The following is a 26,727-nucleotide window of genomic DNA, read 5'->3' as shown; positions in this document are numbered from 1 at the left end:
GCTGCCTCCTCCACGTCCCCGCCTCTCAGGTTCTCGGTGCGCCTCTGATCACGTCCGCGGCTCCCCTCGCGACCGCCGCCGCGTTGCGCCCCGAGCCCGAGAAGAGCTGCCGGAAGGCGAACCAGAGCGCGCGCACGACCGTCGACGGGACGATCCCGATCCAGTGCCATGGACGGCCGTGCAGCGAGAAGAACCTGAACGTCGACCGGATGCGGTGATAGATCTTGAACGGCGTCAGCCCGCCGCCGGAGCTCGACGACACCTTGTGCCACATGCGCGCGTCGCCGACAGCGACGATGGCAAACCCGGCCTTCGCCGCGCGGACACACCAGTCGGTGTCCTCGTTGTACATGAAGTAGTCCGTGTCCATCAATCCGATCTGCCGGACCGCCTGCGCGCTGACGAGAGCGGCGCAGCCCGTCACGTAGTCGACGTCGTGCACGCCCGCGAACTGCCCGCGGTCGCGTTGCCGGATGCCGACGTGCCGGATGTGACCGGTCCACCAGCCGATTCTGCCGCCGGCCGACCAGACGACATCCGGCATCTCGTGGTAGTAGATCAGCGGGCCGAGAAAGGCCGCATCGGGCCGTCCCGACGCCGCCTCCACGAGTGCCGACAGGCAGTCGGGCGCGACCTCGACGTCGTTGTTCAATACAAACATGTAGTCGGCGCCGTCGTCGAGCGCAACCCCGGCGCCCGCGTTGACCCCGGCCGCGTAGCCCCGATTGTCCCCCGCTTCGATGATACGGACCCCGGGAAAGGTTTGTCTGATGAACGCAACTGAACCGTCTGTCGACGCGTTGTCGACGACGAGTACGTCGAGCCCCTCGAAGTCCGATGCGAGGAGCGTCTCGAGACACGGCCCGACCACGTCGATCCCGTTCCAGTTGACGACGATGGCCGTTATGCGCGGAGCCGTCACCGTGTCCTCTCCATCTCGAGGAAGTCGCGAACGGCGGTCCGCAGGAGGTCGCCGGCCCGGTCTCTCCTCGCCTCGACCGCGACGTTCGCTCTGAAGCGCTCCGCGAGGTCCTCCCGGAAATACCTGACGAGCGCCTCTCCCAGCGCGTCGGGGCTGCGCGGCTCGACGATCAGGCCGGTGCTGCCGTCCGCGACGACCTCCGGAAGTCCACCGACGTTCGTGCTGATCACCGGGACGCCGCACGCGAAGGCGATCTGCGTGATCCCGCTCTGCGTCGCCGAGAGGTACGGCAGGGCGACGACGTCGGCGGCCGAGAAGTAGCGCGCAACGTCCTCGTCCGGAACGTGCTGATCGACGATCCGGACGCGGTCGCCGATCCCCAGCTCCTGGATCAGCTGGTCGTACTTCGCCCGCGAGTCGTAGAACTCACCGACGATCAGGAGCTCCGCGTCCGTCTCCGAGGCGACGCGCGGCATGGCCCTCAGGAGCTGATCGAGTCCCTTGTAGGCCCGGACGTAGCCGAAGAACAGAATGGTCGGCCGAGAGAGTCCCAGAGCGCGCCGCGCCTCCTCCCGGTCGACGCCCTCGGGCATGTAGCAGTCGTAGACAGGCAGCGCCGCCTGACGGATCGGGACGGTCGGATAGAGCGAGTGAATGCGGCTTCTGACGACGCTCGACAGTACGATGAAGTAGTCCGCCTGTGAGAGAGCGTAGCGCGTCAGGTACTGATCGACGAAGCGGTTCTCGTGCGAGACGACGTTCTCGGCGACGAAGACGATGCCGCAGTCCGTCCTGCGCCTGAGGGCTCTCGCGATGGTGCCGTAGGCCGGACCGAAGAAGGGATTCCACCAGACGAAGACAGCGAGGTCGGGTCTGCGAGCCGGCTCGGCTATCCAGCGGGCCGCCCTCCACCAGCTCAGCGGGCCGATCGAGTCGATGATCTGGCGGGACGGCGTCATCTTGACCGGGTCGTGGCTCCTGTTCATCTGGGTCTTTCCCGGGAACAGAAGCTCGGGATAGAGACGCTTGAAGGACGCGATGTAGGTCTCGTGGTCTCTTCTCAGACTCTCGTAGAGGTGCGCCACGAAGAGAGCGTTCCCGCCGCGGAACGGATACGACGGTCCGACGATGGCGATCCTCGCGGACGTGGTCGAGGTGAAGCCGCTCGATCCTCCGCGGGCTTCGCCGCGCGCCGTCATGCAACCTCCTTCGGGTCGAGCCGCTCGCGGACGGGGTAGTCCGCATCCCCTCCCCGAACGTGCGCCATCATCTCACCCAGAAGCCCCAGCGAGACGAACTGGACGCCGACCACCATCAGGAGGATGCCCAGCGTCAGGAGCGGCCTGCGACCGATGGCCTCGCCCATGATCTTGAGCACGGTCAGATAGGCGCCGATCAGGAAGCCGACAATGAACAGCGCCGAACCGACCATCCCGAAGAGGTGCAGGGGGCGCGTCACGTAGCGGTGAAGGAAGAGCACCGTCAGGAGGTCGAAGAACCCGCGCATGAAGCGCTCGAGCCCGTACTTCGAGACGCCGTGCTCCCTCGCGTGGTGTCTGACCGGCGTCTCCGTCACCCGGAAGCCCGCCCAGTGTGCGAGGACGGGCGTGTAGCGGTGGAGCTCTCCGTAGACGCGGATCGTCTTGACGACGTCGCGGCGGTAGGCCTTGAGTCCGCAGTTCATGTCATGGAGACGAAGACCCGAGACCACGGACGTCACGCCGTTGAAGATCTTCGAGGGCAGCCGCTTGGACAGCGGGTCGTGCCGCTCCTTCTTCCAGCCGCTGACGAGATCGTAGCCGTCTTCGAGGAGCGCGACCATCTTCGGGATCTCGGCGGGGTCGTCCTGCAGGTCGGCGTCCATGGTGACGACGACGTCGCCCGTGGCTTCCCGGAAGCCGACCGCCAGCGCCGCCGATTTTCCGAGGTTCCGTCCGAAGGAGAGCACCGTGATGTTCCCGTTCGCCGCGTTGAGACTGCGCAGGACCTCCATCGAGCCGTCGGTGCTGCCGTCGTTGACGAAGAGAACATCCCATTCCATGTCGGTCGGCTCGAGCGCCGCGTCGATCCGGTCGTAGAGCTCGGTGAGACTCTCCTCCTCATTGTACAGGGGTATCACAAGCGTCAGTTTCATCTGCCCCTTCTCCTCAGGCCTGGTCGGAGGCCACGAGCGAGCGCATCCACGCGCACTGAGCGCGGATGCCGTCGTCGAGAGTCACCCCGGGCGCGAAGCCCAGGTCGTGTCTCGCCCGGTCGTTCGCGGCGAGCGTGTCGGTCACGTCTCCCCTGGCCTTCTCCGTGTACTCGCGCCGGATCGTCGTCCCGAGCGCGTTCTCGATGCTCTCGACCGCCCTGTTGAGCGAGACGCGGCTGCCGCCGCCGAGGTTGAAGACCGTCCCCGGGGGACCGTCCGTGAGGGCCGCCACCGTTCCCGCGACGATGTCGTCGACGTACGTGAAGTCCCGGGTCTGTTCTCCGTCACCGTAAATCGTGATCGGCTCATCTGCAAGGGCCGCCCTGATGAACCTGTGAAAAGCCATGTCCGGCCTTTGCCCGGGGCCGTACACGGTGAAGTACCGGAGCGAAACGGTCGGGACGCCGTAGCTCCTGTGATAGAGGACCGCGAGGTGCTCCGCGGCCAGCTTCGTGACGCCGTAGGGCGACACGGGGCACGTCCGGCCGTCTTCCCGCATCGGCAGGTCCTCGGTCTCCCCGTAGACCGACGAGGAGGAGGCGTAGACGAACCTCGAGAGGTCGAGGTCCCTCGCCGCCTCGAGGAGACGCTGGGTCGAACGGATGTTGCAGTCGATGTAGGTGTCGAAGTCGGCGCCCCAGCTGTCGCGGACGCCCGCCTGCGCCGCCAGATGACAGACGGCGTCGACGCCGTCGAGAAGCGGAGCCGGGTCGGCGGAGGACAGATCGGCCTCAATGAGCTCGAACCCGTCCCGACCCCGGAGGTCGGCCACATTCGATTCCTTCTGCGCTCTGCCGTAGTAGTTCGTGAAGGCGTCGACCGCGCGGACATGTGTCCCGCTCTCGATGAGCTTCCGGGCGACGTGTGAGCCGATGAACCCGGCCGCTCCGGTTACCAGGACGATGTTCATGGGGTTCCCTTCATTCTCCGACCGTCTCGCAGGCGTCCGACGCCGGGCCCGTCGCCCGGAAACTCTCGGAGACCTTGATGCCCATCGCGGCGAACGAGCCGACGCCCACCCCCGTGATGATGAGGCCTGTCAGGGCGTGGGCCACGATGATGACGGCCATGACCTCGGCCTTCGGGATCGATGCGACGCCTATGCCCCCGGCGAAGATGAGGCGGATCACGAACTCGTTGTAGCCGATCTGCGCCGGCGGCGTGGGGAGGATGTAGGACAGTGTCAGCAGCGTATAGCCGAAGAGCACGGATACGTACGGCACATCGATCGCGAAGGCCCTGAACATCATGAGGAAGTAGGACGCGTCGATCAGAACGGCGGCCACCGTCAGGCCGATCAGGGGAACGACGGTCCTGACGTTCTCCCTGGCGATGCCCATTCCGTCGACGAAGAGCGAGATCCACTGCGTCAGCCTGGCTCTCGGACCGCTCGGGAGCCACGAGAAGAGCCCGCACAGGAGCTTCGTCGCCGCCTCTCCCCTCCGGAACGCGAGAATGAGAATGCCGACCGCGGCCAGGAAGATGGCGAGAACGGAGTAGATGAGGACGGCCAACGGGCCCTCGACGCGGATCGAGAGCACGGGCACGGCCACGACGACGAAGATGATCGAGACGAGTTCGAAGACCTTGTCCACGTAGACGGTCGGGAGGCTCGTGGCGATCGGGATGCCCTTCAGACGCTTGAGGAAGAACGACTTGGCGATCTCCCCGGCCCTGATGGGGATGACATAGTTCAGGAAGTAGCCCGCCATCAGCATGAAGAAACTGTCGCGGACGCTGACGCGGGTCACCGGCATCAGGATCAGCCGCCAGCGGACGCTTCGCACGAGATAGGCGACGACGTAGAGCAGGCCGCCGAGCGCCAGGTACCTCCAGTCGGCGCGGCCGATGTTCTCCGTGATCTCCGAGACATCGATCCCGTGCAACGCGAGCGCGAGAAGCGCCGCCCCCGCACCGAGCGCGAGGATGATCCTGATGCTACGCCGCATGTGCCCGCTCCTTCTCGGCCAGGACGCCCCGGTGATGCGCGAAGAGGATGCGGAGCGGCGACCTGGTCCGGCGCTCGATGAAGAAGTGGCGCTCCAGGTCGCGCACGAGGTCGTCTCGCTTCGGGCCGTCGAAGTACGGGAGGTCGTCCGCCGTCCACGTGTAGCGCTCGAGGCGCTTCGACCCCGAGACGAAGCGCTTGAGGAACGGCAGGAACGTGGCCGCCACCTCCTCGATCGGCGAGTCGATGTCGGGCCACCACGGGACGTCGACCAGGAGCTTCCGTACGACCCGGCAGCCGCGCTCCTGGAGCATCCTCGAGATCCTCCCCACGTTCATCATCTCGATGTTCCCGTGGGACCACGCCTCCGACGCGGCGCGATGGTGCAGCCTGTGGACGGGGAAGCCGTAGTTGAGCGTATTCGACACAAAGATGAGCACGTAGCGCTTCGATGCCTCGCACATGTCGCCGATGAGCGCCTCAGGCTCGGGCGCCTGGGGCAGCGCGTTGAAGTTCCAGACGAGGTCGAACCGCGCGCCCTCGCGTTCCAGACGAAAGTCGCGGGAGGTGCGCAGCGTGACGCGGTCCGAGAGGCGGAGGTTGCGCCACGCCCTCCTGGCGAGCGCCACCTCGTCCGGGTCGGAGAGCACGACCTCAACGTCGGCGCCGCCCTGAGCGAACGGCACGCTGTTCAGGCCCCTGATACCGGTGATCCCGTCGGCTGGGCCCTCGAGCACGGATGAGACGTCGAGATCCGCGGCCAGTCTCTCGACCAGACGCGCCAGCGCGATGCGTTCGTAGGTGGTTCCGAGTCCCGTGTCCTTCTCGACTGCCGGCATGACCTCTCCTACAGCTCCTTCCTCAGTGTCTCGGCGACGTCGCGGGCCGACGGCGGGCAGCCCGGAATGTGCACAAGGGCCTCCTTCTCGGCAAGGCCCTTCGTGCAGCGGCCCAGGCAGACGACCCGTCCGCGTTCCGGAGGGATCGACGCCTTCCGTCCCTGGATGATGTGAAGCTTCCCGAAGAAGCCCCAGTAGAGGAGCTTCGGCACGAGGGTGAACCAGTATTTCGGCTCGTGTACCGCCAGCTTGACCGCGGCGCTGAAGGAGTCGATGCACATCGAGCAGGCGGTGCAGTCCCGCCAGGAGTAGATGTTCATCACTCGGCCGTACTGCTCGTTCGCCGGCTCGAAGGCGACCGGCGTCGCGTCGCCGATGACCGTCGGCGAGAGCGAGCCCAGTCCCTCGTCGGCCGCGAACGTCAGGTGACGGATCTTCTCCGGGTCGAAGCCCATGAGGCGCGCACAGGCCGCGTCGACCTCGAGCATGTTGGTCCCGGCCGCCAGCATGCGCGACCGCTTGGGGCGACCGTTCAGCGGTCCGTCGCCCTCGAGCCCGACGATACCGTCGACGATGATCAGGTGCGGCGGGACGATGCCCGCGTGCTGCGCCAGCGGGTCGTGGAGTCCCAGCTGGTGGTCCTGCTTCTTGGCGGCCTCGGAGAGCATCCCCTTGTGGTTCTTCACGGAGAGCGTCACGCGCGTATAGCCGTGCGTCTTCATCTTCGGGAGGTTGACGTAGAGGTCGGCATCCTCGAGGACGACGGGCACCCCTATGGTTCCGTACTTCCACTCCCTGTCCCGACGCTCCGCATCGTTGAACGAGACGAGCTCGACGCCCAGACGCTCGGCGAGCGCATCGTAGCCGGTGACGCGGAAGACCTCGGGAACGTCGAGCCCGACTCCCGGGCCGTCGGCGATCGTGATCCGATCGATGCCGTGCTCCCGGAGCACAAGGACGACGGCCTCCGTGACGGCAGGGTGGGTCACGATGGCGGTCGACGGCTTCGCGGCGATGACGAGGTTCGGCTTGAGGAGCGCCGACCGTCGTCCGTCCAGGTCGAGTTCGAGCTCGAGCAGGGCGCGCCGGACGAAGTCCGCGATCTCGGGTACGCGATAGGCTCCGGCGGACTCGACGAAGACGCTCACGCCTCACCTCCCTCGTCCCTGGACGCGCTTCCGCCCGTCGCCAGGTCGAAGGCCGCGCCCGAAAGCGTCGGGAGGTGCATGAGCATGTTCGTGTAGCCCGCGTTCGCGAGCGGACAGGCGCACTCCCCGCGGCGCACGTGGCCCCGGAGACGGCGTGCCTCCGGGCTGAACCAGACGGTCGGGAAGTCGTAGCCGGCCTCCCGGAGGTTCCCGACGGAGGCCGCCTCGATACAGCAGAACCAGACGTCGCCGTCGGGGGCGATCTGCGCCGAGGCGACGCCGGCGTAGCACGGGATGATCTGGCGATGTGACGCGAGGTAGCGCTTGACCATCTCGTAGTATCGGACGCGGAACGCCTGTGTGACCCGGGCGATGCCTGCGTGACGCTCCGCCCTGATCCGTTCGATCAGGTAGTCGACGGCGCGGCCGTACTGCTCCGGCGACGGCGTCACCCCCGCGCCGACAGTGTCGAGCTCCACGCGCTCCTCGGCGATCTCGGTGATGAACGAGTCGGGGGCCAGCTCTCTGTGGATCGTCTCGTAGATCTCGGGTATGCGGTCGACGTTGTGCACCGAGATGACGCTGTGGACGCCGATGGCCAGGTTCCGGGCGCCGAGCCCGCGGAGCCCCTCGTAGGTTCGCACGGCCTTCTCGAAGTTCCCGGGGACGCCCCGGATTGCGTCGTGACGCTCCCCGATGTCGTCGAGCGAGAGGTTGACGATGACCTGCGTGTCCGGCGCGCCGTGGCAGATCTCCCGGACCATTCCCGGGATGCGGTCATGGAGAATGCCGTTGGTGGGGATGTTGATGATCCCCGGCCTCGTCCGGTCGTGCGCGCTCCGGCAGATCTCCGGAAGGTCGTCGCGAAGGAACGGCTCTCCCCCGCTCATCGTGAACCAGTACGGCGTCGTCCCGAACGACGCGAAGACGCGGTCGAACTCGGACGCCGTGAACTCCTCGGCCCGTTTGTTGTAGACGTTGCACGTCCTGCATCGGGAGTTGCAGCGGTAGGTGACGCTGACGGTCAGGTTGAGCGGCAGCATGCGGGGGCGGCCGAACGCCCGCATGCACCAGTACAGCGGTATGCGTGAGACGACCCCGATCATGTCCGTTCCTCGGGATCGGCCGGCGCGCCGTCGAGTTCCTCGAGGTCCTTCGTCGACTCGGAGACGGCCCACGTGTAAGGGTTCCTTCCCCGGACATGGTAGTCGTACGTACCGAGGAGACGCCCGACGAACTCGAGGAACACGCCGCCCAGAGTGTAGAGCAGGGTCCGCGGCCGCCACTCGAGGTCCTCGAAGAGGACGTCGAGGATCCCTCCGACGTTCTTCGTGGAGACCTCGTACGACTCACTCGCCTCGAGCCACAGGTGCCCGGCGTAGATCCTGCGTCGCTGTCTGAGGAAGTCCCGCACGTTCGAGGCGCCCTTGTTGCGGACGACGGCGTCCGGTACGTACGCCAGCCGCTTGCCCTCCTGCGCGACGATGGCCTCGATGCTCGCCTCGTCGACGGCCGTGTCCTCTGGAATCGACGCGACGAAGCTCCGGAATGCGACCATCTCCCCGAGCTTCGGGTGCTTCAGGGCGAGCTTGTGGTGGAGGCGCCACAGCATGTGCACGACGAAGCCCATGAAGGTGTTCTCGTCGTCGACCGGGACGGGACGGCCGCCCGTCATACCGATCGCGGGGTCGTTGAAGGGCGCGACCATGCGCTCGACGCAGTCGGGCGCCGGCACGGTGTCGCCGCTCTCGAGCACCAGAACGTCTCCGGTCGCCTCCGCCAGAAACAGGTTGATGGCAGAGGCCTTCCCTTGCCGGGACGCCTGGGGGAGCAGCCGGATCCGTGCGTCGCGGGTCTCCCAGCGGCGGACGATCTCGTCCGTACGGTCGGTCGAGCCGCTGGAGACGACGAAGATCTCCGCGATCTCCGCGTCGACGAGCCTCTGGTCCACGAGCGCCTGGAGGAGCCGGTCGATATTGCGCTCCTCGTTGTAGGCCATGACGCCGATGCTGACTCTCAACAGGGCCTCCGTCATCTGCCTTGAAAGAGCCTGTCCGCCAGAAGCGGCGGGAGTCCTGCGTCGCGGATCCTGCCGGCGGCGCGTTCCACGTCGTACGCCACCCTCATGAAGCTGACCGTGTGCTCCGTCGTGTCGAGGACGCCGGCGGCCGCCGCGGGGTCGCCGTCCCTCGGCTGGCCGACGCTGCCGACGTTGACGATGGCCCGGAGGCCGTCACCGTACGGCGCGACCGTGCCCGCCTCCACCGTCCCCGCCCCCTTCGCGTCGGAATACGAGAGCGGGGCGTGCGTATGGCCGAAGAGGCACAGTGCCTGCTGGAACTCGTCCAGTTCGCGGTCTGCCGTCGCCATATCGAGTATGTACGGCCAGCCGATCGGGTCGGACGGCGCCGCGTGGACCATCAGGACGTCGTCGAGGACGTGGGTCAACGGAAGCCGGGACAGGTAGTCCGAGGCGCCGTCGTCGAGCCGCTCCCGCGTCCACGCGATGGCCCTGGCGGCCCACACGTTGAACGAGGCGTCGAGGGCGGGATCCCCGACGGCGTGGTCGTGGTTACCTCTGACGACGAGCGTGTCGAGCTCCCGAACGCGGTCTACGACCGCCCGCGGCTCGGCGCCGTATCCGACGAGGTCACCCAGACACAACCAGCCGTCCACCGCAACATCCTCGAGGGCCGCTACGACGGCCTCGAGGGCGTCGATGTTGCCGTGGATGTCGCTCAGGATCCCGTAGCGCACTCGTCCCCCAGCTCATCGACTCCGGCGGCGCCGGGCTCGCTCGCGTGCGCCGCGGACGCTCCGTGGTCCTTCCGCTCTCTCGCGATGCGGTCGAGCACACCGTTGACGAACCGCCCGCACTCCTGCGAGCTGTACTTCCTCGCTCCGTCGACGGCCTCGTTGATTATCGCTCCGACAGGGACGTCGGGTTTGTAAAGGAGTTCGTAGACGCCGATCCGGAGGATGCTCCGGTCGACGGCCCCCATGCGGGAGATCTCCCAGTGCTCGCTGGCATCCGAGATCGCGCGGTCGATGCTGCCGCGTTCGGTGCGCACGCCGGCCGTCAGCTCCTCAGCGAAGGCCCGGGCCTCCTCGTGAACGCCCTCGATCCCGGGGATCGCGTCGTCCACGAGCCCCGTGACCTCCTCACGGTACAGGAGCTTCAGTGCGAGTTCCCTGCCCTCGCGTCGGACGCCCAAGATCGCCTCCGGAACCTAGTCGAGTCTGGCGACGAGATCGGCCAGTTCCATCGCGGACATCGCGGCGTCCCAGCCGCGATTGCCGGCCTTGGAGCCCGCGCGCTCGACCGCCTGCTCGAGCGTGTCGGACGTGATGACCCCGAAGACGACGGGCACGTCCGCAGTCATGCCGGCCTGGGCGACGCCCTTGGCGGCCTCCGCCGCAACGTAGTCGAAATGCGGCGTGGCGCCGCGGATGACGGCCCCTAAGCATAGTACTGCATGGTACTTCCCCGAGTCACCCATTCTCTTGGCGACCGGCGCGATGTCGAACGCGCCGGGGACCCACGCGATCGTGATGTCGTCGTCGGCGGCGCCGTGGCGTCTGAGGCAGTCCATCGCGCCCTCGAGAAGGCGGAGCGACACGAACTCGTTGAACCGCGAGACGACGATGCCGAAGCGGCGCCCCTCGCCGGTCACATTGCCTTCGAGAACCTTGCTCATTCGTCCTCTCCCTTGCGTTGGGCCTCTGATCCGACAGGCTCCTCCCTGAGCTCCAGCAGATGTCCCAGCTTCGTTCGCTTCGTACGGAGATAGCGTTCGTTGCACTCGGTCGGCGGGATCTCGAGCGGAACGCGTTCCACGATCGTCAGCCCGTATCCCTCGAGCCCGACGACCTTCCTCGGGTTGTTCGTGATGAGACGGATCCGCCGGACGCCCAGGTCGGCCAGGATCTGGGCGCCCTCGCCGTAGTCCCTGAGATCGGCGTCGAACCCCAGCTCCTCGTTCGCCTCGACCGTGTCGCGTCCCTCGTCCTGCAGCATGTAGGCGAGCATCTTGTTGCGAAGCCCGATGCCGCGGCCCTCCTGCCGCATGTACAAGAAGACGCCCTCGCCCTCCCGTTCGATCATCCGGAGGGCCTCGCCGAGCTGGTCGCCGCAGTCGCAGCGTCTCGACCCGAAGACGTCGCCCGTCAGGCACTCCGAGTGGACGCGCACGAGAACGTCCCGATCAGGTTCAGGGGTTCCCTTGACGAGAGCAACGTGGAGCATGCGACCGTCGAGGCTCTCGTAGAGCCGCAGTCTGAATGTCCCGTATCTGGTGGGCAGCGTGGTCCTCGCGACCGGTTCGACCAGCCGCTCGGTCCTTTGGCGATAGGCGATGAGATCCTCGACGCTGACGAGATGGAGCCCGAATCGCTCGGCCATATCCCGTAGCTCCGGAAGACGTGCCATCGTCCCGTCCTCGCTCATTATCTCGCACAGGACGCCGGCCGGTGAGAGTCCCGCAAGCCTGGCGAGATCGACGGCGGCCTCCGTGTGGCCGGCGCGCCGGAGCACGCCGCCGTCGCGCGCCCTCAGCGGAAACACGTGCCCCGGTCGGGCGAGATCCCGGGGCGTGGTCGAGGGGTCGACGAGGGCACGGATGGTGACGGCCCGGTCGTGGGCCGAGATCCCGGTCGTCGTGCCCTCGACCGCGTCCACGGAGACGGCGAACGCGGTTCCCATCTTGGATGTGTTCTTGCCGACCATCGGATGCAGGTCGAGCTCGTCGAGCCGCGCGCCCGTCATCGGCACGCAGATGAGACCGCGTCCCTCGCGCGACATGAAGTTGACGCCGTCGGCCGTCACGCGGTCCGCGGCCATGATGAGGTCGCCCTCGTTCTCTCTCGTCTCGTCGTCGACCACGATGAGCATCCGGCCGCTCCGGACGTCCTCGATGGCGCTTTCGACCCGTGCGATCGCGTCCTTCATCGTCGCTTCCGTCCCGTGAAGCCGAGCGCTTCGAGGCGCTCGTGTGTGATGCCCGATGTGTGCCTCTTCGTCGTCGACCCGTCGGCTCCTCGGTCGCCCTCGAGAAGTGCATCCAGGTGCCGGGCGAGCAGGTCGGTCTCCAGGTTGACCATCGTCCCTGGTTTCCAGGAGCCGGCCGTCGTACTCCTGAGCGTCTCCGGAATGAGAGCGACGCTGAACACGCCGTCTCCGAGTCCTGATACGGTGAGGCTGATCCCGTCGAGCGCGACCGAACCCCGGAGCGCAACGTAGCGCGCCTCCGGGCCGGGGAGCTCGATGGTCGCCACCCGCCCGTCGCCCTCGGCCGTCACGTCCCTGACGCGCGTCGCCGCGTCGACGTGCCCGGTAACGAAGTGGCCTCCGAGTCGATCGCCGACACGGAGGGCCCGTTCCAGGTTGACCTTCGTTCCGGGGAGCGCCGCGCCGAGGGTCGTCCGCTCAAGCGTCGTCCGGACGGCATCGCTCACGAACGAGCCGCTCTCGTGTCCGACGACGGTCAGACAGGCCCCGTTCACGCTGACGCTCTCGCCGGTCTCGAGCTCCATGCCGAAGGACGCGTCGACCGTCAGGCGCGCTCCCGTCGCCGTCCGCGTCGCTCTCCGGACCGTTCCTACCGTCTCGATCAGCCCCGTGAACATGATGACCGCTCCCTGTCGAAGGCGGCATCCGGGCCGTCCGCCGGTGCAGCCGCCGCAAGATCGGCCTCGAACCGGATGTCGCGCCCCGTCTGCGTCCAGGTGACCCGCCGCATGCACGAGCCGTCCGCCAGCCCTTCGACCGGCAGCTGGGTGAACGAGGGCGTACCGCGCTCTCCGAGGAGCCTGGGCGCGATGTAGAGCGTCAGGCGGTCGACGAGCCGCCGCGCGAGGAGCGAGGTCGCCAGGCTGCTCCCTCCCTCGCAGAGAAGGTCGAGCGTCCCCCTCGCCGCGATGCGCTCGAGCGCCGCGCGCGGGTCGACGCCGTCCGGGCCGCGCGGTGCGGGGATCGTCGCGACACCCAGGCGTTCGAGCTCCGAGCGCCTCGCTGCGTCGGCGTCGTCGGCGCAGACGACATGCGTTGGAACCTCCCCGGCAGTCCGGACGAGGGCCGAGTCCGTGGCCAGACGGGCCTCCGTGTCGAGAACGAATCTCCGGGGCTGCCGTCCGGGGCGTCCGTCGCGTCGGTCGGTCAGCATGGGGTCGTCGGCCAGGGCCGTCCCTATGCCGACCAGGACACCGTCGACGCGGGATCTGAGGGTGTGGACCTCCTCGAGCGACTCGGGACATGAGATCGCGCGGGGGCCGGACGACGGCCCCGCGATCCTGCCGTCGAGCGAACAGGCCAGCTTGAGACGAACGTAGGGACGGCCCGTCCGGCGGTACGTCATGTACGGCGCGTTCTGGTCGGCGGCCAGTTCCCTCAGGAGTCCCGCGTCGACCTCGACGCCGGCGAGCCTGAGGGTCTCGAAGCCCCGCCCGTCCACCTCGGGATTCGGGTCACAGCACGGCGCCACGACGCGACGGATGCCCGCGGAGACGATCCGCTCGGTGCACGGCGGCGTTCTGCCGTGGACCGAACAGGGCTCGAGTGTCACATACAGCGCGGCGCCGCGTGCCAGCTTTCCCGCCTCGTCGAGCGCGACGCGCTCGGCATGCGGTCCCCCGCACCGCTCGTGGTACCCCCGACCGACGATGCGCCCGTCCCTCACGACGACGGCTCCGACGAGCGGGTTGGGGCTCGTTCCTCCCCTGCCTCGCTCAGCGATCGCGAACGCCTCTCTGAGAAAGCGCCTGTCCTCGTCGCTCCAGGTCATCTCGGTCTCCGGCGGACAAACGAATGCCCCGGGCAAACAAGCTCCGGGGCAGAAGAGCCGGACCCCTCTCACAGGGCCGGGCGGTCTCTCGTCCTTCTCTCATCCAGACTCTCACTGTCGGCGCCCGGATTCCACGGGCTCAGCGGAAGGTCCGCTCGCGGGCTGTCACCGCCGGTGGGGAGTTGCACCCCGCCCCGAAGGACTGCTGTTCATCCCGGAATCTACCACGCCCGGAGAGCGGAGTCAAGGCTGAGAGGCTTCGGAGGCCTCGACGAGCCCCCGGGCGAAGGCCCCGGCATCGAACGGCAGGAGATCGTCGATCCCCTCTCCCACGCCGACGAACCGGACGGACACTCCCAGATCCCGGGCTATCGGGATGACGATGCCGCCCCTGGCCGTGCCGTCGAGCTTGGCGAGGATGATCCCCGTCAGATCCAGCGCCTCATGGAACAGTCTGGCCTGCGAGAGGGCGTTCTGGCCGGTGTTGGCGTCGAGTACGAGCAGGACCTCGTCGGGCGGACGTCCGAGTCTGCGCTCGATGACCCGCCTTATCTTCTTCAGCTCCTCCATGAGATTGCGCTGCGTGTGGAGCCGTCCGGCGGTGTCGACCAGAAGCACGTCGACATCACGGGAGACGGCCGCCTCGACGGCGTCGTAGGCTACGGCGGCCGGATCGCCTCCCTCCTGTCCGCCGACCACATCGGCGCCGCTCCTCTCGCCCCAGATGACGAGCTGCTCGACTGCCGCCGCTCGGAATGTGTCGGAGGCCGCCAGCATGACCGTCCTGCCCTCGGCCGTCAGTCTCGATGCCAGCTTGCCGATACTCGTTGTCTTCCCCGCGCCGTTGACGCCGACGACCATCACCACGCGGGGACGTGCCGCTTCGGCGACCGGCTCGTCCGGACCGCACGCCTGGACGATCCTGACGAGTTCGGAGGCCAGGAGCTCGCGGGCGGCGTCGACGCCCCCGTCCTCGATACTCGAGGCGTTGTCGCGGAGATGGTCGGTCAGGTGGCCCGCGGCGTCCACCCCGAGGTCCGCCTGGATGAGCGTTTCCTCGATGTCCATGAGGGCGTCCTCATCGAGCCCGCCGCCCGACAGGGCGCCGGAGATGCCCTCGACGATGGTGCGGCGTGTCTTTCTGAGGCCCCTAAAGAGCTTCGAGAGTGACTTCTTCACGGGTCGTGTCCTGTGCAGAGGTATCAGCGTCGAGACGCACCGAGACGACCTTGGACACCCCCGACTCCTCCATCGTGATGCCGTAGAGGCGGTCCGCGGACTGCATCGTGCGCTTGTTGTGTGTGATGATGATGAACTGCGTACGCTCCGAGAAGTCTCGCAGCATCCTGACGAAGCGCTCGACGTTGGCATCATCGAGCGGGGCGTCGACCTCGTCGAGGATGCAGAACGGAGACGGCTTCACCAGGTAGATGGCGAAGAGGAGCGCGATGGCCGTCAGCGCCCTCTCGCCGCCGGAAAGCAGACTGAGTCTCCCCAGTCGCTTGCCCCGGGGAGACGCGACGATCTCGATGGGTGACTCGAGCGGATCGTCCGGCTCCAGGAGCTTGAGGTCGGCCTCTCCGCCCTCGAAGAGGCGCTGGAACGTCGTGATGAAGTTCGTACGGATCTCCCCGAACGTCTCGACGAACATGTCCCGGGCGGTCCTGTTGATGCGCGCGATAGCCTCCTGGAGCGAGGCCTGCGAGCGCTCTAGGTCCTCGTACTGCCCGCGCAGGAACTCCAGCCGTTTGCTCTCCTCGTCGTACTCGTCGAGCGCGAGCAGGTTCACCGGACCCATCGACCGCAGGCGGGCCCGCAGTCGCTCCACCTCCTCGCGGGCCGCGGCCGCGTCGAACGGCGGCTCGTCCTCAGGGGTCTCGAAGTCCCCGAGCTCGCGGACGTCCGTCGAGTACTCCTCGAGGATGCGCTCCCGGAGCGAGTCCGCCCGGCCCCGCAGCTCGGTCTCCCGGATCTCGTGCTCGTGGAGCTCCTGCTGTCGCCGCTCGCGCGACGTCCTGGCCTCCCGGACCGCCGTCTCGATCTCGTCGATGCGGTTGCGGACAGCTCTCGCCTCGTCGCGCATGACGTTCCGGTCACGCTCGACGGCCGACTTCTCGGCATTGAGCTGGTCGAGCGCTCGGGCGTCCTCCTCGATCTTCCCGTCGAGCTCGGCGACGGTTCGTTCGTGACCGGCCCGCTCGTCGGTCTTCCGTTCGATCGCCGCTCTCGAGTTTCGGATCGTCTCCTCGAGCGCGGCCTGCTCGTTCTTGATCGCGGTCAGAGCAGCACGCGCCGAGGCGGCCTCGATCTCGGCCTGTTTCTCTTCCTCGGCGGCCTTCGCGCGTTCCTGCTCGGCCGAGTGAAACCTCCGTTCGAGCTCCTCCAGCTGTTCGCCCAGCTCGTCCTCGCCGCGCGACAGCGAGTCGAGCTGTCGCGCCAGCGCGTCGATCTCTCCTCGGGTCGACTCGACCCGGGCGCCGAGAGCATCGCGACGGGACGCCAGTTGCGACGCCTGCTCCGCGAGGTTCGTCCTGGCGAGTTCGAGCTCGGTCAGGCGGCGCCTGGTCTCCCAGAGCTCCTGGTCGGCCGTCTCGGCCGCTTCCTCCGCGGCCCGGGCCGCGTCGGTCGCTTCGGTGAGGCTCCGTGCCGCCTGCCCCTCCCGGGCACGTGCGTTCTCCAGCGCACGCTCCAGGGTGATGACCTGCGCTTCGGCGCTCTCGAGCCGCTCCGCTCGGCGCAGCAGCCCCGCCTCCTCGCCGCCGCGAGCCCGCCCCCCTGTGAGAATGCCGCCCTGTGTCACCAGCTGACCCGAGAGCGTGGCGAAAGCCAGCCCCCCGGCGCCGTTCGAGGTCAGCCGGATGGCGGAGTCGAGATCGCGGACGATCACGACGCCCTCGAGAGCGAATGCCGGGAGTCCCTCGAGTGACGGGTCCACGTGGACGAAGTCGGTCGCGGCGCCGATGACCCCTTCGGCAGACAGGACGTCGTGCGGTACCGGCTCGCTCTGAAGCGAGGCCAGACGGTCGAGCGGCAGGAAACTGGCTCGCCCCAGACCCGAGGCCTCGAGATGGCGCATGGCACGCCGCGCGCTGGCCGTGTCGTCCGTGACGATGCACTGCGCCGTGCCCCCGAGAGCGGCCTCGACCGCGCTCGCCTTCGAAGGGTCGACGTCGAGGATGTCCGCGACGGTTCCCCTCAACCCGTCGACCCCGTGCGACCTGTCCGACAGGAGCGCCCGGACGCCCTCCTCGAACCCGCCGTACCCGTCCCTGATCTCCGTGAGAAGGTCGCGCTTGTGCCGCGCCGCCTCGAGCTCGCTCTCGTAGCGGGTTCTCGCCTCTCTTGCGCTCGACAGGGCCTCCCTGGTTCCCTCGAGGCGCTCGCCCGCGTCCCGCACCTCGGCATGCGCGCGGGCCGCGGACTCGCGGAGCACCTTCTCCCTCTCGAGTGTCTCGAGCGCCGTCCGCTCACGGTCGGCGAGCTCGCGCCTGGTGTCGCTCAGGTTCCGCTCGATCTCGACGTGTTCCGTCAGAAGATCGTCGAGACGGGCTCGGTAGCTCTCCAGCTCGCCCTTGAGCCCGGCAGAGCTCTCCAGTCCCTCGATCCTCGTCTGCTTCCGGCCGGCGAGCTGTTCCCTGAGCTGTCTGTACTCCCGCTCGGTCTCTGAGGCTCGCCGGGAGCGCTCGGCCAGGGCCGCGTCGCGCACCTCGGAGCGCTCCGTGACGCCTCTCGCCTCGCTCCCCAGTCTCTGCGCCCGGGCCGAAGCGGTCTCGAGATCGGCCGAGAGCTCGTCGATCTCCCGGTTGAGCTCCTCCACGCGGCGGGCCGATGAGCTCCGGCGCTCTCTCGCGACGAGGAGGCCGTCGGCCAGAGCGCGGGTCTTCGATTCGAGTTCGTCGACCTCGATCTGGAGCGACGAGAGCGCCTCTTCCTTGTCGGCCAGCGTCACCCGGAGCGATGCGGCCGAGTCCTCTGACGATCTGAGGGAGCCGCCCGATTGGTCGAGCGAGGCCCGCACGGCCGCCGCGGCTTCGGCGGCCTCCTTCCTCTGGCGCTCCCAGATGGAGAAGTCCCGGCGGGCGAGCGCGATCTCCAGGTCCCTCAGCTCGTCCGTGTAGCGGCGGTGGCGGCGCGCCTGAGCCAGCTGGCGCTTCAGTGAACGGACCTGTTTCTCCACCTCGGAGATGATGTCCGACACGCGCTGCATGTCGGCCTCGGTCGCCTTGAGCTTGGAGAGGGCGGAGCGTTTCCGTACCTTGTACTTCATGATCCCGGACGCTTCTTCGAACATGAAGCGCCGGTGCCCGGTCGAGTCGGACAGGACCGAGTCGACCATCTTGCGCTCGATGAGCGAGTAGGTCCGCGTTCCGATGCCTGTGTCGAGGAAGAGGTCCTTGACGTCCCGCAGCCGGCAGGGCGTCTTGTTGATCGAGTACTCGCTCTCGCCGGAGCGGAAGACGCGTCGACCGATGAGCACCTCGGAATAGTCCGTCGGAAGGTACCCGGAGGAGTTGTCGATCGCGAGCGTGACCTCGGCCATTCCGAGGCGGCGTCGCTTCTTCGTGCCGTTGAAGATGACGTCCGACATGCTCGAGCCGCGGAGCTCCGAGGCGCTCTGCTCACCCAGGACCCAGCGGATGGCGTCCGCGACGTTGGTCTTGCCGCAGCCGTTCGGGCCGACGACGCAGGTGATGCCCGGGCCGAACTCCAGCGACAGCTTGTGTGCGAACGACTTGAAGCCGAAGACGTCGAGGCGCTTGAGGTGCATCAGCCCTCCCCGGGGGTCTCTCTGAGGTACTCGATCCATGCTCCTTCGTAGCCGAGCTCGTTCAATCTGTCAAGCGCAACCCGCGCGTCGTCCAGGGTCGGATAGCCGCCCGGGAGCCTCAGACGATGCCAGACGCCCTCCTCGCCGAGGTCGGCGGCGATGATCTCGGTCTCGAGACCCCGCTCCGCCGCCCGCCGGACGCCGAGCTCGGCGGAGCTCTCGCGCCGGTGCGAGCTCAGATAGACAACGTACCGGCCGCCCGGTCCCACGAGAGGCGGCTCGTCCGACTCTTCATCGTCCGGCGTGATCCACGCCTCGACCTCACCGGCCCGTCCGGCGGTTCCGTCGACGGCCTCGCCGCGCGACGACGCGGTTCCCGGGGCCGGCCGAGCGTCATCGTCCGCGCGGTCCGGGGCTCCGGCGTGGCCGGACGGTTCGTCGTCCGTTGTCACGTCCTGTTCGACGGCCCTCTCGTCGGGGCCGCCCGCCGGCGTTCGTCGTTCGGACTCCCCGGACGGAGTATCCGGTGTCGCCGCGGACTGTTCTTCCATACTTCCGGACCGAGCCGACGCATCCTCGCGCTCGTCGGTGAGCGCGGCGGTCCGCTCCCCGGCCGGCCGTGCCGGAGGCGCGTCGCCCGAGTCCGAGAGGGGACCGCCGGTGAAGAGCCACCACCCGACCGCCGCCGCCAGCACGATGATCGGCAGCACGATGCCGATGCGGCTGCGGCGTCGCGGCGGGCGCGGCTGGGGACGCGACGAGGACAGACGAAGTTCGGAGCGGCCGTCCACTTCCTCCCGGCTTCCGGTGCCGGCGCCCGTCGATGCCGCCGACTCTTCGTCGGGTTCGGCAGTGCGCTCGGCAGAGGGCCGCGCCTCCTCGGAGCGCCCCGCGCTCCAGACCGAGAGTCCCGGCTCGTCCTCGCCGGAGGGTTCACGGTCGTCCTCGGGGGGTTCGCCCTCGGACTCCCGATCGGTCTCGCCGACGACCGACGGTTCAGGCTCCGGTTCCTCTCTCTCGAGGTCCCTCTCCTCGTCGGCCGGCTCCTCAGGCTCGAACGCGGCGGTCTCCTGGAGTCCTCCGGTCTGCTCGGCCCGCGGCGTCGACACGACGACCGCGGTCGCGGCCAGGGTCCCCGCCACGGGCAGGCCGGCCCGGTCCGCCGTCTCCCCGACCTCCTCCGGCGACTCCCCGGCGACGACGATGCCGGTCAGAGCGTGGGCGGCCATCGGGACGTGCTCCACGGGAAGAACGACCAGCACGAGCACATCGTTCGCGAAGCTCCCGAGAACGCGTTCAAGGTCGTCTCCTCCGAGAACGGCCTCGACCGACACCGGATACGACCCGGCCGTCATGACCGTGACGCCGGACGCCAGTGTGCGGCGCGCGGCGAGCGACGTCGAGACACCGAAGAGGGCCGCATCGACCAGTCCCTCGTCGCCGTCCTCGGGGAGCGGTTTGGCGAGGACGGGAGCGATTACGCAGCCGTCGATCACCACCGCGCGGCGGCCGCGGTCCGCGAACCAGACGGCGGCGTCGGCGGCCAGCTTCGCGGCCAGGGCCGGGTCGGGCGCGGTGACACCGATCCGCTGGCCGTCGCCGGGCGGGATCGCTCCTCTGAGCGGCGCGACCCACTCGGCATCCGGGTCGGCCACGAGGGGACGGACGAGGATGGGAGGATCGGGATACGTCGTCAGCTCGAGTTCCGCGGCCGAATCGAACGGTCCGCGTTCCACCAGCTTCTCGATCTCCGACGGCTCCGGGTCCTGGTCTTTCCACAGCTCTGCGTCGTTCATCGGGAATCCACCGCCTTGATGATCGCCTGCTCCAGTAACGAGACATCCTCCGCCGCAACGGTCCTCAGATCGAACACGAGCTCGCCCTCCCTGACCAGCGCGACGACGACCGGCTCCCCTCCTCGCAGCCGGTCCGAACAGGCCGTCGCGTCCGGCACGCGGACAGCGACGCCGGAACTCGGGATGGTGCGTTCCGGGGCCGACCCGCCGCCGGCGCGCGCCTCCAGCGCGACGACGCGGGCCGGGTCGTCGCGGAGCACCCGGTTGAGCCCATCGGCGAGTGCTCGAGCGCGGACCTCGAGCGTCCCGACTGACGCCGTCAGCATCGCCGGCACGGGCACGCTCTCGAGGGCGTCCCCTCCGAGATAGGCATCGAGTGTCGCGGCGAGCGCCGCCAGCGTGAGCTTGCCCGGGCGCAGGGCCCGCATGAGGGGATTGCTGCGCATCCGCGCCACGAGGTCCCTCCGACCGACGATGATGCCGGCCTGCGGACCTCCGAGGAGCTTGTCCCCGCTCATCGTGACGATACCGGCGCCGGCCTCGACGCTCTCGCGCACGGTCGGCTCTCCCGGAAGACCAAGCGCCGTCCCGTCCGTCAGGAGTCCGCTCCCCAGGTCGTGAAGGACGGGGACGCCGATGCGGTCGCCGAGCCCGGCGAGTGCCGCGATCGACACGGTCTCGACGAACCCGGCGATCGTGTAGTTGCTCCAGTGCGCCTTCATCAGGCAGCCCGTCTGCTGGCGGACCGCCTCCTCGTAGTCCTCGAGCCTGGTGCGGTTCGTCGTTCCGACCTCGACCATCCTGGCCCCGCTTCGCGCGAACACATCCGGCAGCCGGAACGAACCCCCGATCTCTATGAGCTCGCCGCGCGAGACGACGACCTCGCGGCCCGCCGCGAGGGTGTTGATGGCCAGCAGCACGGCCGCCGCGTTGTTGTTGGTGACGAGCGCGTCTCCGGCACCGGTCAGCTCGACCAGAGCATCCCGGACGAGATCGTGGCGGCTGCCACGCGTACCGGACGCGAGGTCGAACTCGAGCGTCGAGTAGCCCGAGGCTATCTCCCGAATGGAGTCGATGGCTGCTGACGAGAGGGGCGCTCTGCCGAGGTTCGTGTGAACGACGATCCCCGTCGCGTTGAGCACCCGGACGAGCCCCTCGGAGCCCGCGCGGCGCACCGTCTCGAGCGCCCGTTCGAGGATGTCCTCACGGAGCGTCTCGTCGTCGACGTCGACGAACATGCCGGACAGAATGCGCCGGCGCTCCCGGTCGAGCGCCCGGCGCACGGCGCGGGCCGCCAGCGGTCTCGGGAGGTCGTCCAGCAGTCCCTCGTCATCGGCCTTTCTCAGAACGCCCTCGACCGATGGAACAGCTCTGAGGCGCTCAACTGGTTCCATTCCTGCTTCCGTCTGTCTGCTGTGGAGAAGAGGAGCCCCGCACGGGCGCCCGGACGGCAACGCATGCCGGTGGGGCTCGGCTGCCCGACACGGCGGCTCAGGATAGGCCCGTGGGAAGGGCCGGTCAAGCGGTTTCGCCCGCCCACGGGCTGCCCAACGGGTGCACAGGCCGGCGTGCGTGACGCACGCGCCGCCGGGGCGAGCATGCACGATGCACCTGAGCGCCTACGCGGGACGATACGGAGACCGGTGAGCGTGCCGATGCGGGCGGGGTTCGTCCCGCCCGGGAACGCCTCTCACAGGAGGTTCTTGGCACGTCGATTGCATGTTTCAGGCGGACAGGAAGGGCAGAACAACGCAAACCGCAGGTTGCCGGGACGAGCAGAACAACAAGGAGGTGGAGAAGCGGGACTGGTACGACGTGCCGTTCCCCTCGAGGGGCGGCCGGACGAAGTGCAGCTGAGGGTCGCGTTCACGACTCTCGAGGAGTTGACCGGATCTTCTTCAGGAGGTAGACGATGCGCAGAGCGACCTTGATTCTCACGTTTGCGATGGTGGCCGTGCTCGCGGCTGGTCCGGCGTTCGCGATGAAGGACGTCGCCGACTACACGACCGTGGTCGAGCGTCCCAACACCCGCAGCCCGATCATCCTCTTCTTCGATGACGTCGAGAGCGGCGTCAACGGCTGGACGTCCGTCGACAACACGGCTTCGGCCTCGCCGAAGTTCCACCTGGACTCGTACTACGCCTACCAGGGTTCCTACTCCTGGTGGTGCGGCGAGCTGAATGCCGCGTTCGCCGGCGGCGACGGCTACGCGAACGGCTGGGACCAGCGGCTGGTCATCCCCTCGACCGACGTGTCGGGCGCCTACTACCCGATTCTGACGTACGCGTTCCGTCACGACTCCGAGCCCGGGTTCGACTTCACGTACGTTCAGGCCGAGTCGAGCGGCGTCTACGTCGACATGAACCGCGGCTACGACGGTTCGAGCGGCGGCTGGCAGGACATCGGTGCGTACGGCTTCGTGCTTGCTCCCTACGACAACCCCGTGCAGGCCCGATTCCGCTTCGTGTCCGACGGCGCGTGGTCCGACTCCGACGGTCTCTACGATTCGGACGGCGGCGCGTTCATGGTCGACAACATCAAGATCTTCGACTTCTACGGCGGCTACACCTATTTCTATGACGACGGCGAGACGGGCGGCCTCTGCACGCCGTCGATCCCCGCCTCCGCGGGCGACTACTGGCACATCGTCAGCCGCGCCTGCCCGGCCTACTCGGATCCGCACTGCTGGTGGTGCGGCGACGACGCCGACACGACGCTGATCCCGCCGAATCTCGACAACTCGCTGATCTCGCCGGCCGTCAACATCGCCGGGAGTTCGGTCTGCACGCTCCGCTTCCTGCTCCACGCGGAGGTTCCCACGGTCGACAACGACTACTGGACCGAGGAGGTCACCGTGGACGGCGGCTCGACCTGGGTCATGACGGGCGCCTGGTGGGGTGACTTCGGTCAGTGCGACGGCTGGGGCACCAGCGGCATCAGCGGGACGGACCTCTCGCCGCTGCTTCCGGGAACGACGTTCCAGTTCCGGCTGTCGTTCTACACGACCGACAACGGATGCGGTCCGGGCGCCGCGGGAGGCGCAGGGATCATGCTGGACGACACCTGGCTCGAGGACTGGACCGGGTCGCCGGTCGAGGAGACGACCTGGGGCGCCGTCAAGTCCATGTTCCGCTAGGTCCGGGACGACAGACACAACACTGAACGAGGGCGGCGGGACCTGTCCCGCCGCCCTCTTCGTGTTTCCAGGATGCCCGCCGTCCGGTGCCCGACCTCTCAGAGATAGCGCCAGACGATGTAGACGCTCGTCAGCGCAAGGCAGATCGCCGTCGCGGGCACGCCGGCCGAGGCGAAGGTCCGGAAGCTCAACGGCTCCCGCTCCTTCTGCGAAAGACCGACGACGGCGATGTTCGACGCGGCGCCGACGACGGTGGCGTTGCCGCCGAGACAGGCCCCCGCCGCGAGCGCCCACCAGAACGCCGGTGCCGCCTCAGGCATGCCGGACTGGCCCATGTGGTTGACGACGACCTGAACGAGCGGGATCAGGACGGTCACGGTCGGCACGGCCGAGAGAAACGCGCTGACGATCGCCGTAAGCCAGAGCAGCAGGACGACGAGCACCACAGGACTGTCCGAGACGGCCATGAAGCGCGTCGCGAGGAACCCCACCACGCCGACCTTCTCCAGGGCCCCGACCAGTACGAACAGGCCGATGAAGAAGAAAAGCACCGTCCACTCGACCTCGACGAGAAGCTCCTCCGGATCGATCCGGCTGATGATCAGCAGCAGCGCCGCCCCGGCGAGGGCGACGGTTGCGGGCTCGAGCCCCAGCTGGTGGTGGAGCATGAAGCCCACAAGGACGAGGCCGAGTACGAGCAGACACTTCCTGAGGAGCGCGGGGTCCTTGATGGCCTGCCGCGCGTTCATGGCGTCGAGCGCCTTGAGCTTCTCCTCGCTCGGACGCGCGAGGAACTCGCCCCGCTCCCTGAGGCGGAGGAAGACAAGCACGGCCCCGAAGCAGACGATGGCGATCGGTCCGAGGTTCAGCAGGAAGTCGAGGAACGAGAGCCCTCCACCGTCCGGCGGAAGCAGAGCCCGGCTTCCGATGAGGATGTTCGGAGGGTCGCCGATCAGGGTGGCCATGCCGCCGATGTTCGCCATCATGATCTCCATGATGAGGAACGGCACGGCGCTCTTTCCGAGGAAGTCGGAGATCAGATAGATCACCGGCACGATCATCAGCACGGTCGTGACGTTGTCGATGAAGGCGGACGACACGGCCGTCACGACGGCGAAGCCGGCGTAGATCAGGAAGATGCGCCCACGGCCGCCCCGGGCGACGGTCAGTGCGAGTCCGCGGAAGGCGCCGGTCCTCTTGAGGGCCGCCACGATGACCATCATCCCGACGAGGAGGCCGAGCGTGTTGAAGTCGACGAAGCCGACGGCCTCTTCCTGGGTGAACGAAAGCCCCGGCAGGAGCAGGACTGCCAGGGCTCCCGCCAGGGCGATGGTCGTTCTGTGGATCCTCTCAGTGACGATGAAGAAGTACGTGGCGACGAAGATGGCCGTCACGATGCCGATCTGGAGCATCCCGTCCCCTCAGGAACCTGCCCCCTGCTCAGTCTCCAGCACGTCCGCCTCACCGAAGGGCGGGGACTCCGATTCCATGTTGTCCAGCATCCAGCGCGCCGACTCGGCGAGCTCCGAGTCGGGATACCGCTCGAGCATCCGCTGGAAGGCGTTCCTGGCCGCGGGGTAGTTCTGGAGTTCCTCGGCCTGGATGAAGCCGATCATGAACTGGGCCTCGGCCGCGTGCTCGCTCTCCGGGTAGTTGAACACCAGCTCGGAGTAGTAGTTGAGACGGTTGAGCGGGTCCTCGGTCTCCTGGGCCAGCGTGAAGAGCTCCTCCTCGCTGCGCGGCTGCTTGCGGAAATGCCCCTCGTTGATCGTGGCGCGGTACCGCTCCCGGTACTCCTCGAGAAGCTGTTCGTACCGCTCCCTCGCCTCCTGCGGTTTCAGGCTGTTGACGATCTGCTCACGGACGTCCTCGAGAGGCTTCTTGCCGGCCTCGTTCTTCTCCTCGATCCGGAAGATGTGCCAGCCCTTGCCTGAACGGATGACGTCGGTGACCTCGCCGACCTTCCACTCGAAGAGCGACTCAACCAGGTCCGCGTCGATTCCCAGCGTGGGCACTCCGCTGCCGCGCGAGACGGGCGACATCAGCCCGCCGGCATCGCGCGTCGCCGTGTCGATCGAGACGTCCCGCGCGACCTCGGCGAAGCCCTCACCGGCCAGCGCACGCTGCCGCGCCGCCTCGGCCGCCGGCCGCGTGGACGTCATGATGTGTCGGAACTGAATCCTCGCAGGACGCTGGAAGAGCTCGTCGTGCTCCTCGTGGTAGGCGACGATCTCCTCCTCGGGAACCTCGACGCCGCCCTCGACGACGTCACTGTAGTACTTCTGGATCATCGTACGACGCTCCACGGCGCGGACCGCCCGCCGGACCTCAGGATCGTCCGCGTACCCCGCGTCCTTCGCCGCCTGATAGACGACCTCCTCCTCGACCAGCCGGTCGAGGAACTCAAGCATTCCCTCGGGGCCCGAGAACTGCTGGCGCGCGAACGGCGGAAGCTCCTCGAGTCGTCTGCGGAACTCCAGCTCGGTGATCTCGGTGCTCCCGACGCGCGCGACGACGGCCCCTTCCTTGTCGTTGCCGCATCCCGCGAGAAGCAGGGACGTCGCGAGGACGACGAGGAGCAGCAGCATAGCGTGTCGTGCTCTCATGGTCCCTCCGTTGTTGCACACTTTCGGCCGAACGTGGTCCTCTTCCGTGTCGGGATCTCAGGAGCGACCCGGGCCTCAGACGTCGTCCCGGGTCGTCCGTGGGGGGCGGTTCACTCCCTGATGACCCAGACCTTCACCTCGCCCCGCACGTCCTTGAAGAGCTCGATCTCGACGGGATAGACCCCCAGCATCTTGATGTGCTCGTCCATGAGCACGTGGGACTGGTCGACCTCGATACCCTGGTCCGACAGGGCCTGGGCGATGTCCCTGGGGCCTACCGAGCCGTAGAGCTTGTCGCCCTCGTCAGCCTGGACGCGGATCGTACAGGAGACGCCGCTCAGTCGCTCGGCCAGCCGCTCGGCGGCCGCCTTGTCGCGGCGGACCTTCGCCTCCTCCTTCTTCATCCGCGTCTCGAGCTTCGCGAGATTGGCGGGGGTCGCGAGAAGCGCTTTGCCGCTCGGAATGAGGTAGTTCCTGCCGTAGCCGTCCTTGATCGTGACCAGCTCACCCTTGGCGCCCAGCCGAGGGATGTCCTCTGTCAGAATGACCTTCATGTTTCTTCCCCAGGTCTCGGTGTTCTCTCGGGTTGCC

General features: G+C 67.9%; 23 protein-coding genes and 1 riboswitch. Of the genes, 1 reads left to right on the top strand and 22 read right to left on the bottom strand.

Annotated elements, in window-relative coordinates:
• Nucleotides 1–25: 25 nt before the first annotated feature.
• The 19 genes from GF405_07215 to GF405_07125 all read right to left on the bottom strand — a co-directional run bounded on the left by GF405_07215 (nt 26) and on the right by GF405_07125 (nt 21,788).
• On the bottom strand, nt 26–922 hold the full coding sequence (locus GF405_07215; protein ID MBD3367944.1) for a glycosyltransferase: 897 nt from the start codon (nt 920–922) through the stop codon (nt 26–28).
• Entirely contained in the window at nt 919–2,121 is a 1,203-nt protein-coding gene (locus GF405_07210) for a glycosyltransferase (GenBank protein ID MBD3367943.1), read from the bottom strand. Before GF405_07210 ends, GF405_07215 begins: the two co-directional genes overlap by 4 nt.
• On the bottom strand, nt 2,118–3,056 hold the full coding sequence (locus GF405_07205) for a glycosyltransferase (protein ID MBD3367942.1): 939 nt from the start codon (nt 3,054–3,056) through the stop codon (nt 2,118–2,120). The genes GF405_07210 and GF405_07205 overlap by 4 nt, the downstream gene beginning before the upstream one ends.
• A gap of 13 nt (nt 3,057–3,069) precedes the next feature.
• Complete coding sequence (locus GF405_07200) at nt 3,070–4,026, bottom strand: NAD-dependent epimerase/dehydratase family protein (protein ID MBD3367941.1); 957 nt, start codon at nt 4,024–4,026, stop codon at nt 3,070–3,072.
• Between the two features lie 10 nt (nt 4,027–4,036).
• On the bottom strand, nt 4,037–5,065 hold the full coding sequence (locus tag GF405_07195) for a flippase-like domain-containing protein (GenBank protein MBD3367940.1): 1,029 nt from the start codon (nt 5,063–5,065) through the stop codon (nt 4,037–4,039).
• Nucleotides 5,055–5,903, bottom strand: a complete 849-nt coding sequence (locus GF405_07190) for a hypothetical protein (GenBank protein ID MBD3367939.1) — start codon at nt 5,901–5,903, stop codon at nt 5,055–5,057. Before GF405_07190 ends, GF405_07195 begins: the two co-directional genes overlap by 11 nt.
• Before the next feature lie 8 nt (nt 5,904–5,911).
• Nucleotides 5,912–7,051, bottom strand: coding sequence for a DUF362 domain-containing protein (locus tag GF405_07185; GenBank protein MBD3367938.1), 1,140 nt, complete (start codon nt 7,049–7,051; stop codon nt 5,912–5,914).
• Nucleotides 7,048–8,157: a radical SAM protein gene (locus GF405_07180; GenBank protein MBD3367937.1), complete on the bottom strand. Its 1,110-nt coding sequence runs from the start codon at nt 8,155–8,157 to the stop codon at nt 7,048–7,050. The genes GF405_07185 and GF405_07180 overlap by 4 nt, the downstream gene beginning before the upstream one ends.
• Nucleotides 8,154–9,074 (bottom strand): glycosyltransferase, encoded by a 921-nt coding sequence (locus GF405_07175; protein ID MBD3367936.1) that lies wholly within the window; start codon nt 9,072–9,074, stop codon nt 8,154–8,156. The genes GF405_07180 and GF405_07175 overlap by 4 nt, the downstream gene beginning before the upstream one ends.
• A gap of 8 nt (nt 9,075–9,082) precedes the next feature.
• Entirely contained in the window at nt 9,083–9,808 is a 726-nt protein-coding gene (locus tag GF405_07170) for a metallophosphoesterase (GenBank protein MBD3367935.1), read from the bottom strand.
• Nucleotides 9,790–10,269: a transcription antitermination factor NusB gene (gene nusB / locus GF405_07165; protein MBD3367934.1), complete on the bottom strand. Its 480-nt coding sequence runs from the start codon at nt 10,267–10,269 to the stop codon at nt 9,790–9,792. Before nusB ends, GF405_07170 begins: the two co-directional genes overlap by 19 nt.
• Nucleotides 10,270–10,281: 12 nt before the next feature.
• On the bottom strand, nt 10,282–10,749 hold the full coding sequence (locus GF405_07160) for a 6,7-dimethyl-8-ribityllumazine synthase (protein MBD3367933.1): 468 nt from the start codon (nt 10,747–10,749) through the stop codon (nt 10,282–10,284).
• Nucleotides 10,746–11,999, bottom strand: a complete 1,254-nt coding sequence (locus GF405_07155) for a bifunctional 3,4-dihydroxy-2-butanone-4-phosphate synthase/GTP cyclohydrolase II (GenBank protein MBD3367932.1) — start codon at nt 11,997–11,999, stop codon at nt 10,746–10,748. Before GF405_07155 ends, GF405_07160 begins: the two co-directional genes overlap by 4 nt.
• On the bottom strand, nt 11,996–12,676 hold the full coding sequence (locus tag GF405_07150) for a riboflavin synthase (GenBank protein MBD3367931.1): 681 nt from the start codon (nt 12,674–12,676) through the stop codon (nt 11,996–11,998). Before GF405_07150 ends, GF405_07155 begins: the two co-directional genes overlap by 4 nt.
• Complete coding sequence (gene ribD, locus GF405_07145; GenBank protein MBD3367930.1) at nt 12,661–13,830, bottom strand: bifunctional diaminohydroxyphosphoribosylaminopyrimidine deaminase/5-amino-6-(5-phosphoribosylamino)uracil reductase RibD; 1,170 nt, start codon at nt 13,828–13,830, stop codon at nt 12,661–12,663. The genes GF405_07150 and ribD overlap by 16 nt, the downstream gene beginning before the upstream one ends.
• Before the next feature lie 87 nt (nt 13,831–13,917).
• A riboswitch (FMN riboswitch) is annotated at nt 13,918–14,036 on the bottom strand.
• Between the two features lie 37 nt (nt 14,037–14,073).
• Nucleotides 14,074–15,027, bottom strand: coding sequence for a signal recognition particle-docking protein FtsY (ftsY, locus tag GF405_07140; protein MBD3367929.1), 954 nt, complete (start codon nt 15,025–15,027; stop codon nt 14,074–14,076).
• Nucleotides 14,981–18,637, bottom strand: coding sequence for a chromosome segregation protein SMC (gene smc / locus GF405_07135; GenBank protein ID MBD3367928.1), 3,657 nt, complete (start codon nt 18,635–18,637; stop codon nt 14,981–14,983). Before smc ends, ftsY begins: the two co-directional genes overlap by 47 nt.
• Nucleotides 18,598–20,394 carry a hypothetical protein gene (locus GF405_07130; protein ID MBD3367927.1) on the bottom strand — a complete coding sequence of 599 codons (1,797 nt, stop codon included), beginning with the start codon at nt 20,392–20,394 and terminating at the stop codon, nt 18,598–18,600. The genes smc and GF405_07130 overlap by 40 nt, the downstream gene beginning before the upstream one ends.
• Nucleotides 20,391–21,788, bottom strand: a complete 1,398-nt coding sequence (locus tag GF405_07125) for an L-seryl-tRNA(Sec) selenium transferase (GenBank protein MBD3367926.1) — start codon at nt 21,786–21,788, stop codon at nt 20,391–20,393. Before GF405_07125 ends, GF405_07130 begins: the two co-directional genes overlap by 4 nt.
• Before the next feature lie 518 nt (nt 21,789–22,306).
• On the opposite strand from GF405_07125, the gene GF405_07120 reads away from it, so the two are divergent.
• On the top strand, nt 22,307–23,530 hold the full coding sequence (locus GF405_07120; GenBank protein MBD3367925.1) for a hypothetical protein: 1,224 nt from the start codon (nt 22,307–22,309) through the stop codon (nt 23,528–23,530).
• A gap of 98 nt (nt 23,531–23,628) precedes the next feature.
• Here the strand turns inward: GF405_07120 and GF405_07115 are convergent, their stop codons facing one another.
• The 3 genes from GF405_07115 to GF405_07105 form a co-directional block, all read right to left on the bottom strand.
• Entirely contained in the window at nt 23,629–24,942 is a 1,314-nt protein-coding gene (locus GF405_07115; GenBank protein ID MBD3367924.1) for a hypothetical protein, read from the bottom strand.
• 9 nt (nt 24,943–24,951) lie between these two features.
• Nucleotides 24,952–26,136: a tetratricopeptide repeat protein gene (locus tag GF405_07110; GenBank protein ID MBD3367923.1), complete on the bottom strand. Its 1,185-nt coding sequence runs from the start codon at nt 26,134–26,136 to the stop codon at nt 24,952–24,954.
• A 110-nt stretch (nt 26,137–26,246) separates the two neighbouring features.
• A partial coding sequence (locus tag GF405_07105; protein MBD3367922.1) for a 50S ribosomal protein L9 occupies nt 26,247–26,727 on the bottom strand: 481 nt, incomplete at its 5' end.

This window comes from Candidatus Effluviviaceae Genus V sp., assembly GCA_014728125.1.
Lineage (GTDB): Bacteria > Joyebacterota > Joyebacteria > Joyebacterales > Joyebacteraceae > WJMD01.
This window is presented reverse-complemented; position numbering and strand designations above follow the sequence as displayed.

Bases quoted from the DNA above. Each gene is read 5' to 3' on its own strand.
- GF405_07210 (MBD3367943.1), bottom strand. From the start codon at position 2,121: ATGACGGCGCGCGGCGAAGCCCGCGGAGGATCGAGCGGCTTCACCTCG.
- GF405_07205 (MBD3367942.1), bottom strand. From the start codon at position 3,056: ATGAAACTGACGCTTGTGATACCCCTGTACAATGAGGAGGAGAGTCTC.
- GF405_07200 (MBD3367941.1), bottom strand. From the start codon at position 4,026: ATGAACATCGTCCTGGTAACCGGAGCGGCCGGGTTCATCGGCTCACAC.
- GF405_07195 (MBD3367940.1), bottom strand. From the start codon at position 5,065: ATGCGGCGTAGCATCAGGATCATCCTCGCGCTCGGTGCGGGGGCGGCG.
- GF405_07190 (MBD3367939.1), bottom strand. From the start codon at position 5,903: ATGCCGGCAGTCGAGAAGGACACGGGACTCGGAACCACCTACGAACGC.
- GF405_07180 (MBD3367937.1), bottom strand. From the start codon at position 8,157: ATGATCGGGGTCGTCTCACGCATACCGCTGTACTGGTGCATGCGGGCG.
- GF405_07160 (MBD3367933.1), bottom strand. From the start codon at position 10,749: ATGAGCAAGGTTCTCGAAGGCAATGTGACCGGCGAGGGGCGCCGCTTC.
- GF405_07155 (MBD3367932.1), bottom strand. From the start codon at position 11,999: ATGAAGGACGCGATCGCACGGGTCGAAAGCGCCATCGAGGACGTCCGG.
- GF405_07150 (MBD3367931.1), bottom strand. From the start codon at position 12,676: ATGTTCACGGGGCTGATCGAGACGGTAGGAACGGTCCGGAGAGCGACG.
- ribD (MBD3367930.1), bottom strand. From the start codon at position 13,830: ATGACCTGGAGCGACGAGGACAGGCGCTTTCTCAGAGAGGCGTTCGCG.
- smc (MBD3367928.1), bottom strand. From the start codon at position 18,637: ATGGATCGAGTACCTCAGAGAGACCCCCGGGGAGGGCTGATGCACCTC.
- GF405_07130 (MBD3367927.1), bottom strand. From the start codon at position 20,394: ATGAACGACGCAGAGCTGTGGAAAGACCAGGACCCGGAGCCGTCGGAG.
- GF405_07125 (MBD3367926.1), bottom strand. From the start codon at position 21,788: ATGGAACCAGTTGAGCGCCTCAGAGCTGTTCCATCGGTCGAGGGCGTT.
- GF405_07120 (MBD3367925.1), top strand. From the start codon at position 22,307: ATGCGCAGAGCGACCTTGATTCTCACGTTTGCGATGGTGGCCGTGCTC.
- GF405_07115 (MBD3367924.1), bottom strand. From the start codon at position 24,942: ATGCTCCAGATCGGCATCGTGACGGCCATCTTCGTCGCCACGTACTTC.
- GF405_07110 (MBD3367923.1), bottom strand. From the start codon at position 26,136: ATGAGAGCACGACACGCTATGCTGCTGCTCCTCGTCGTCCTCGCGACG.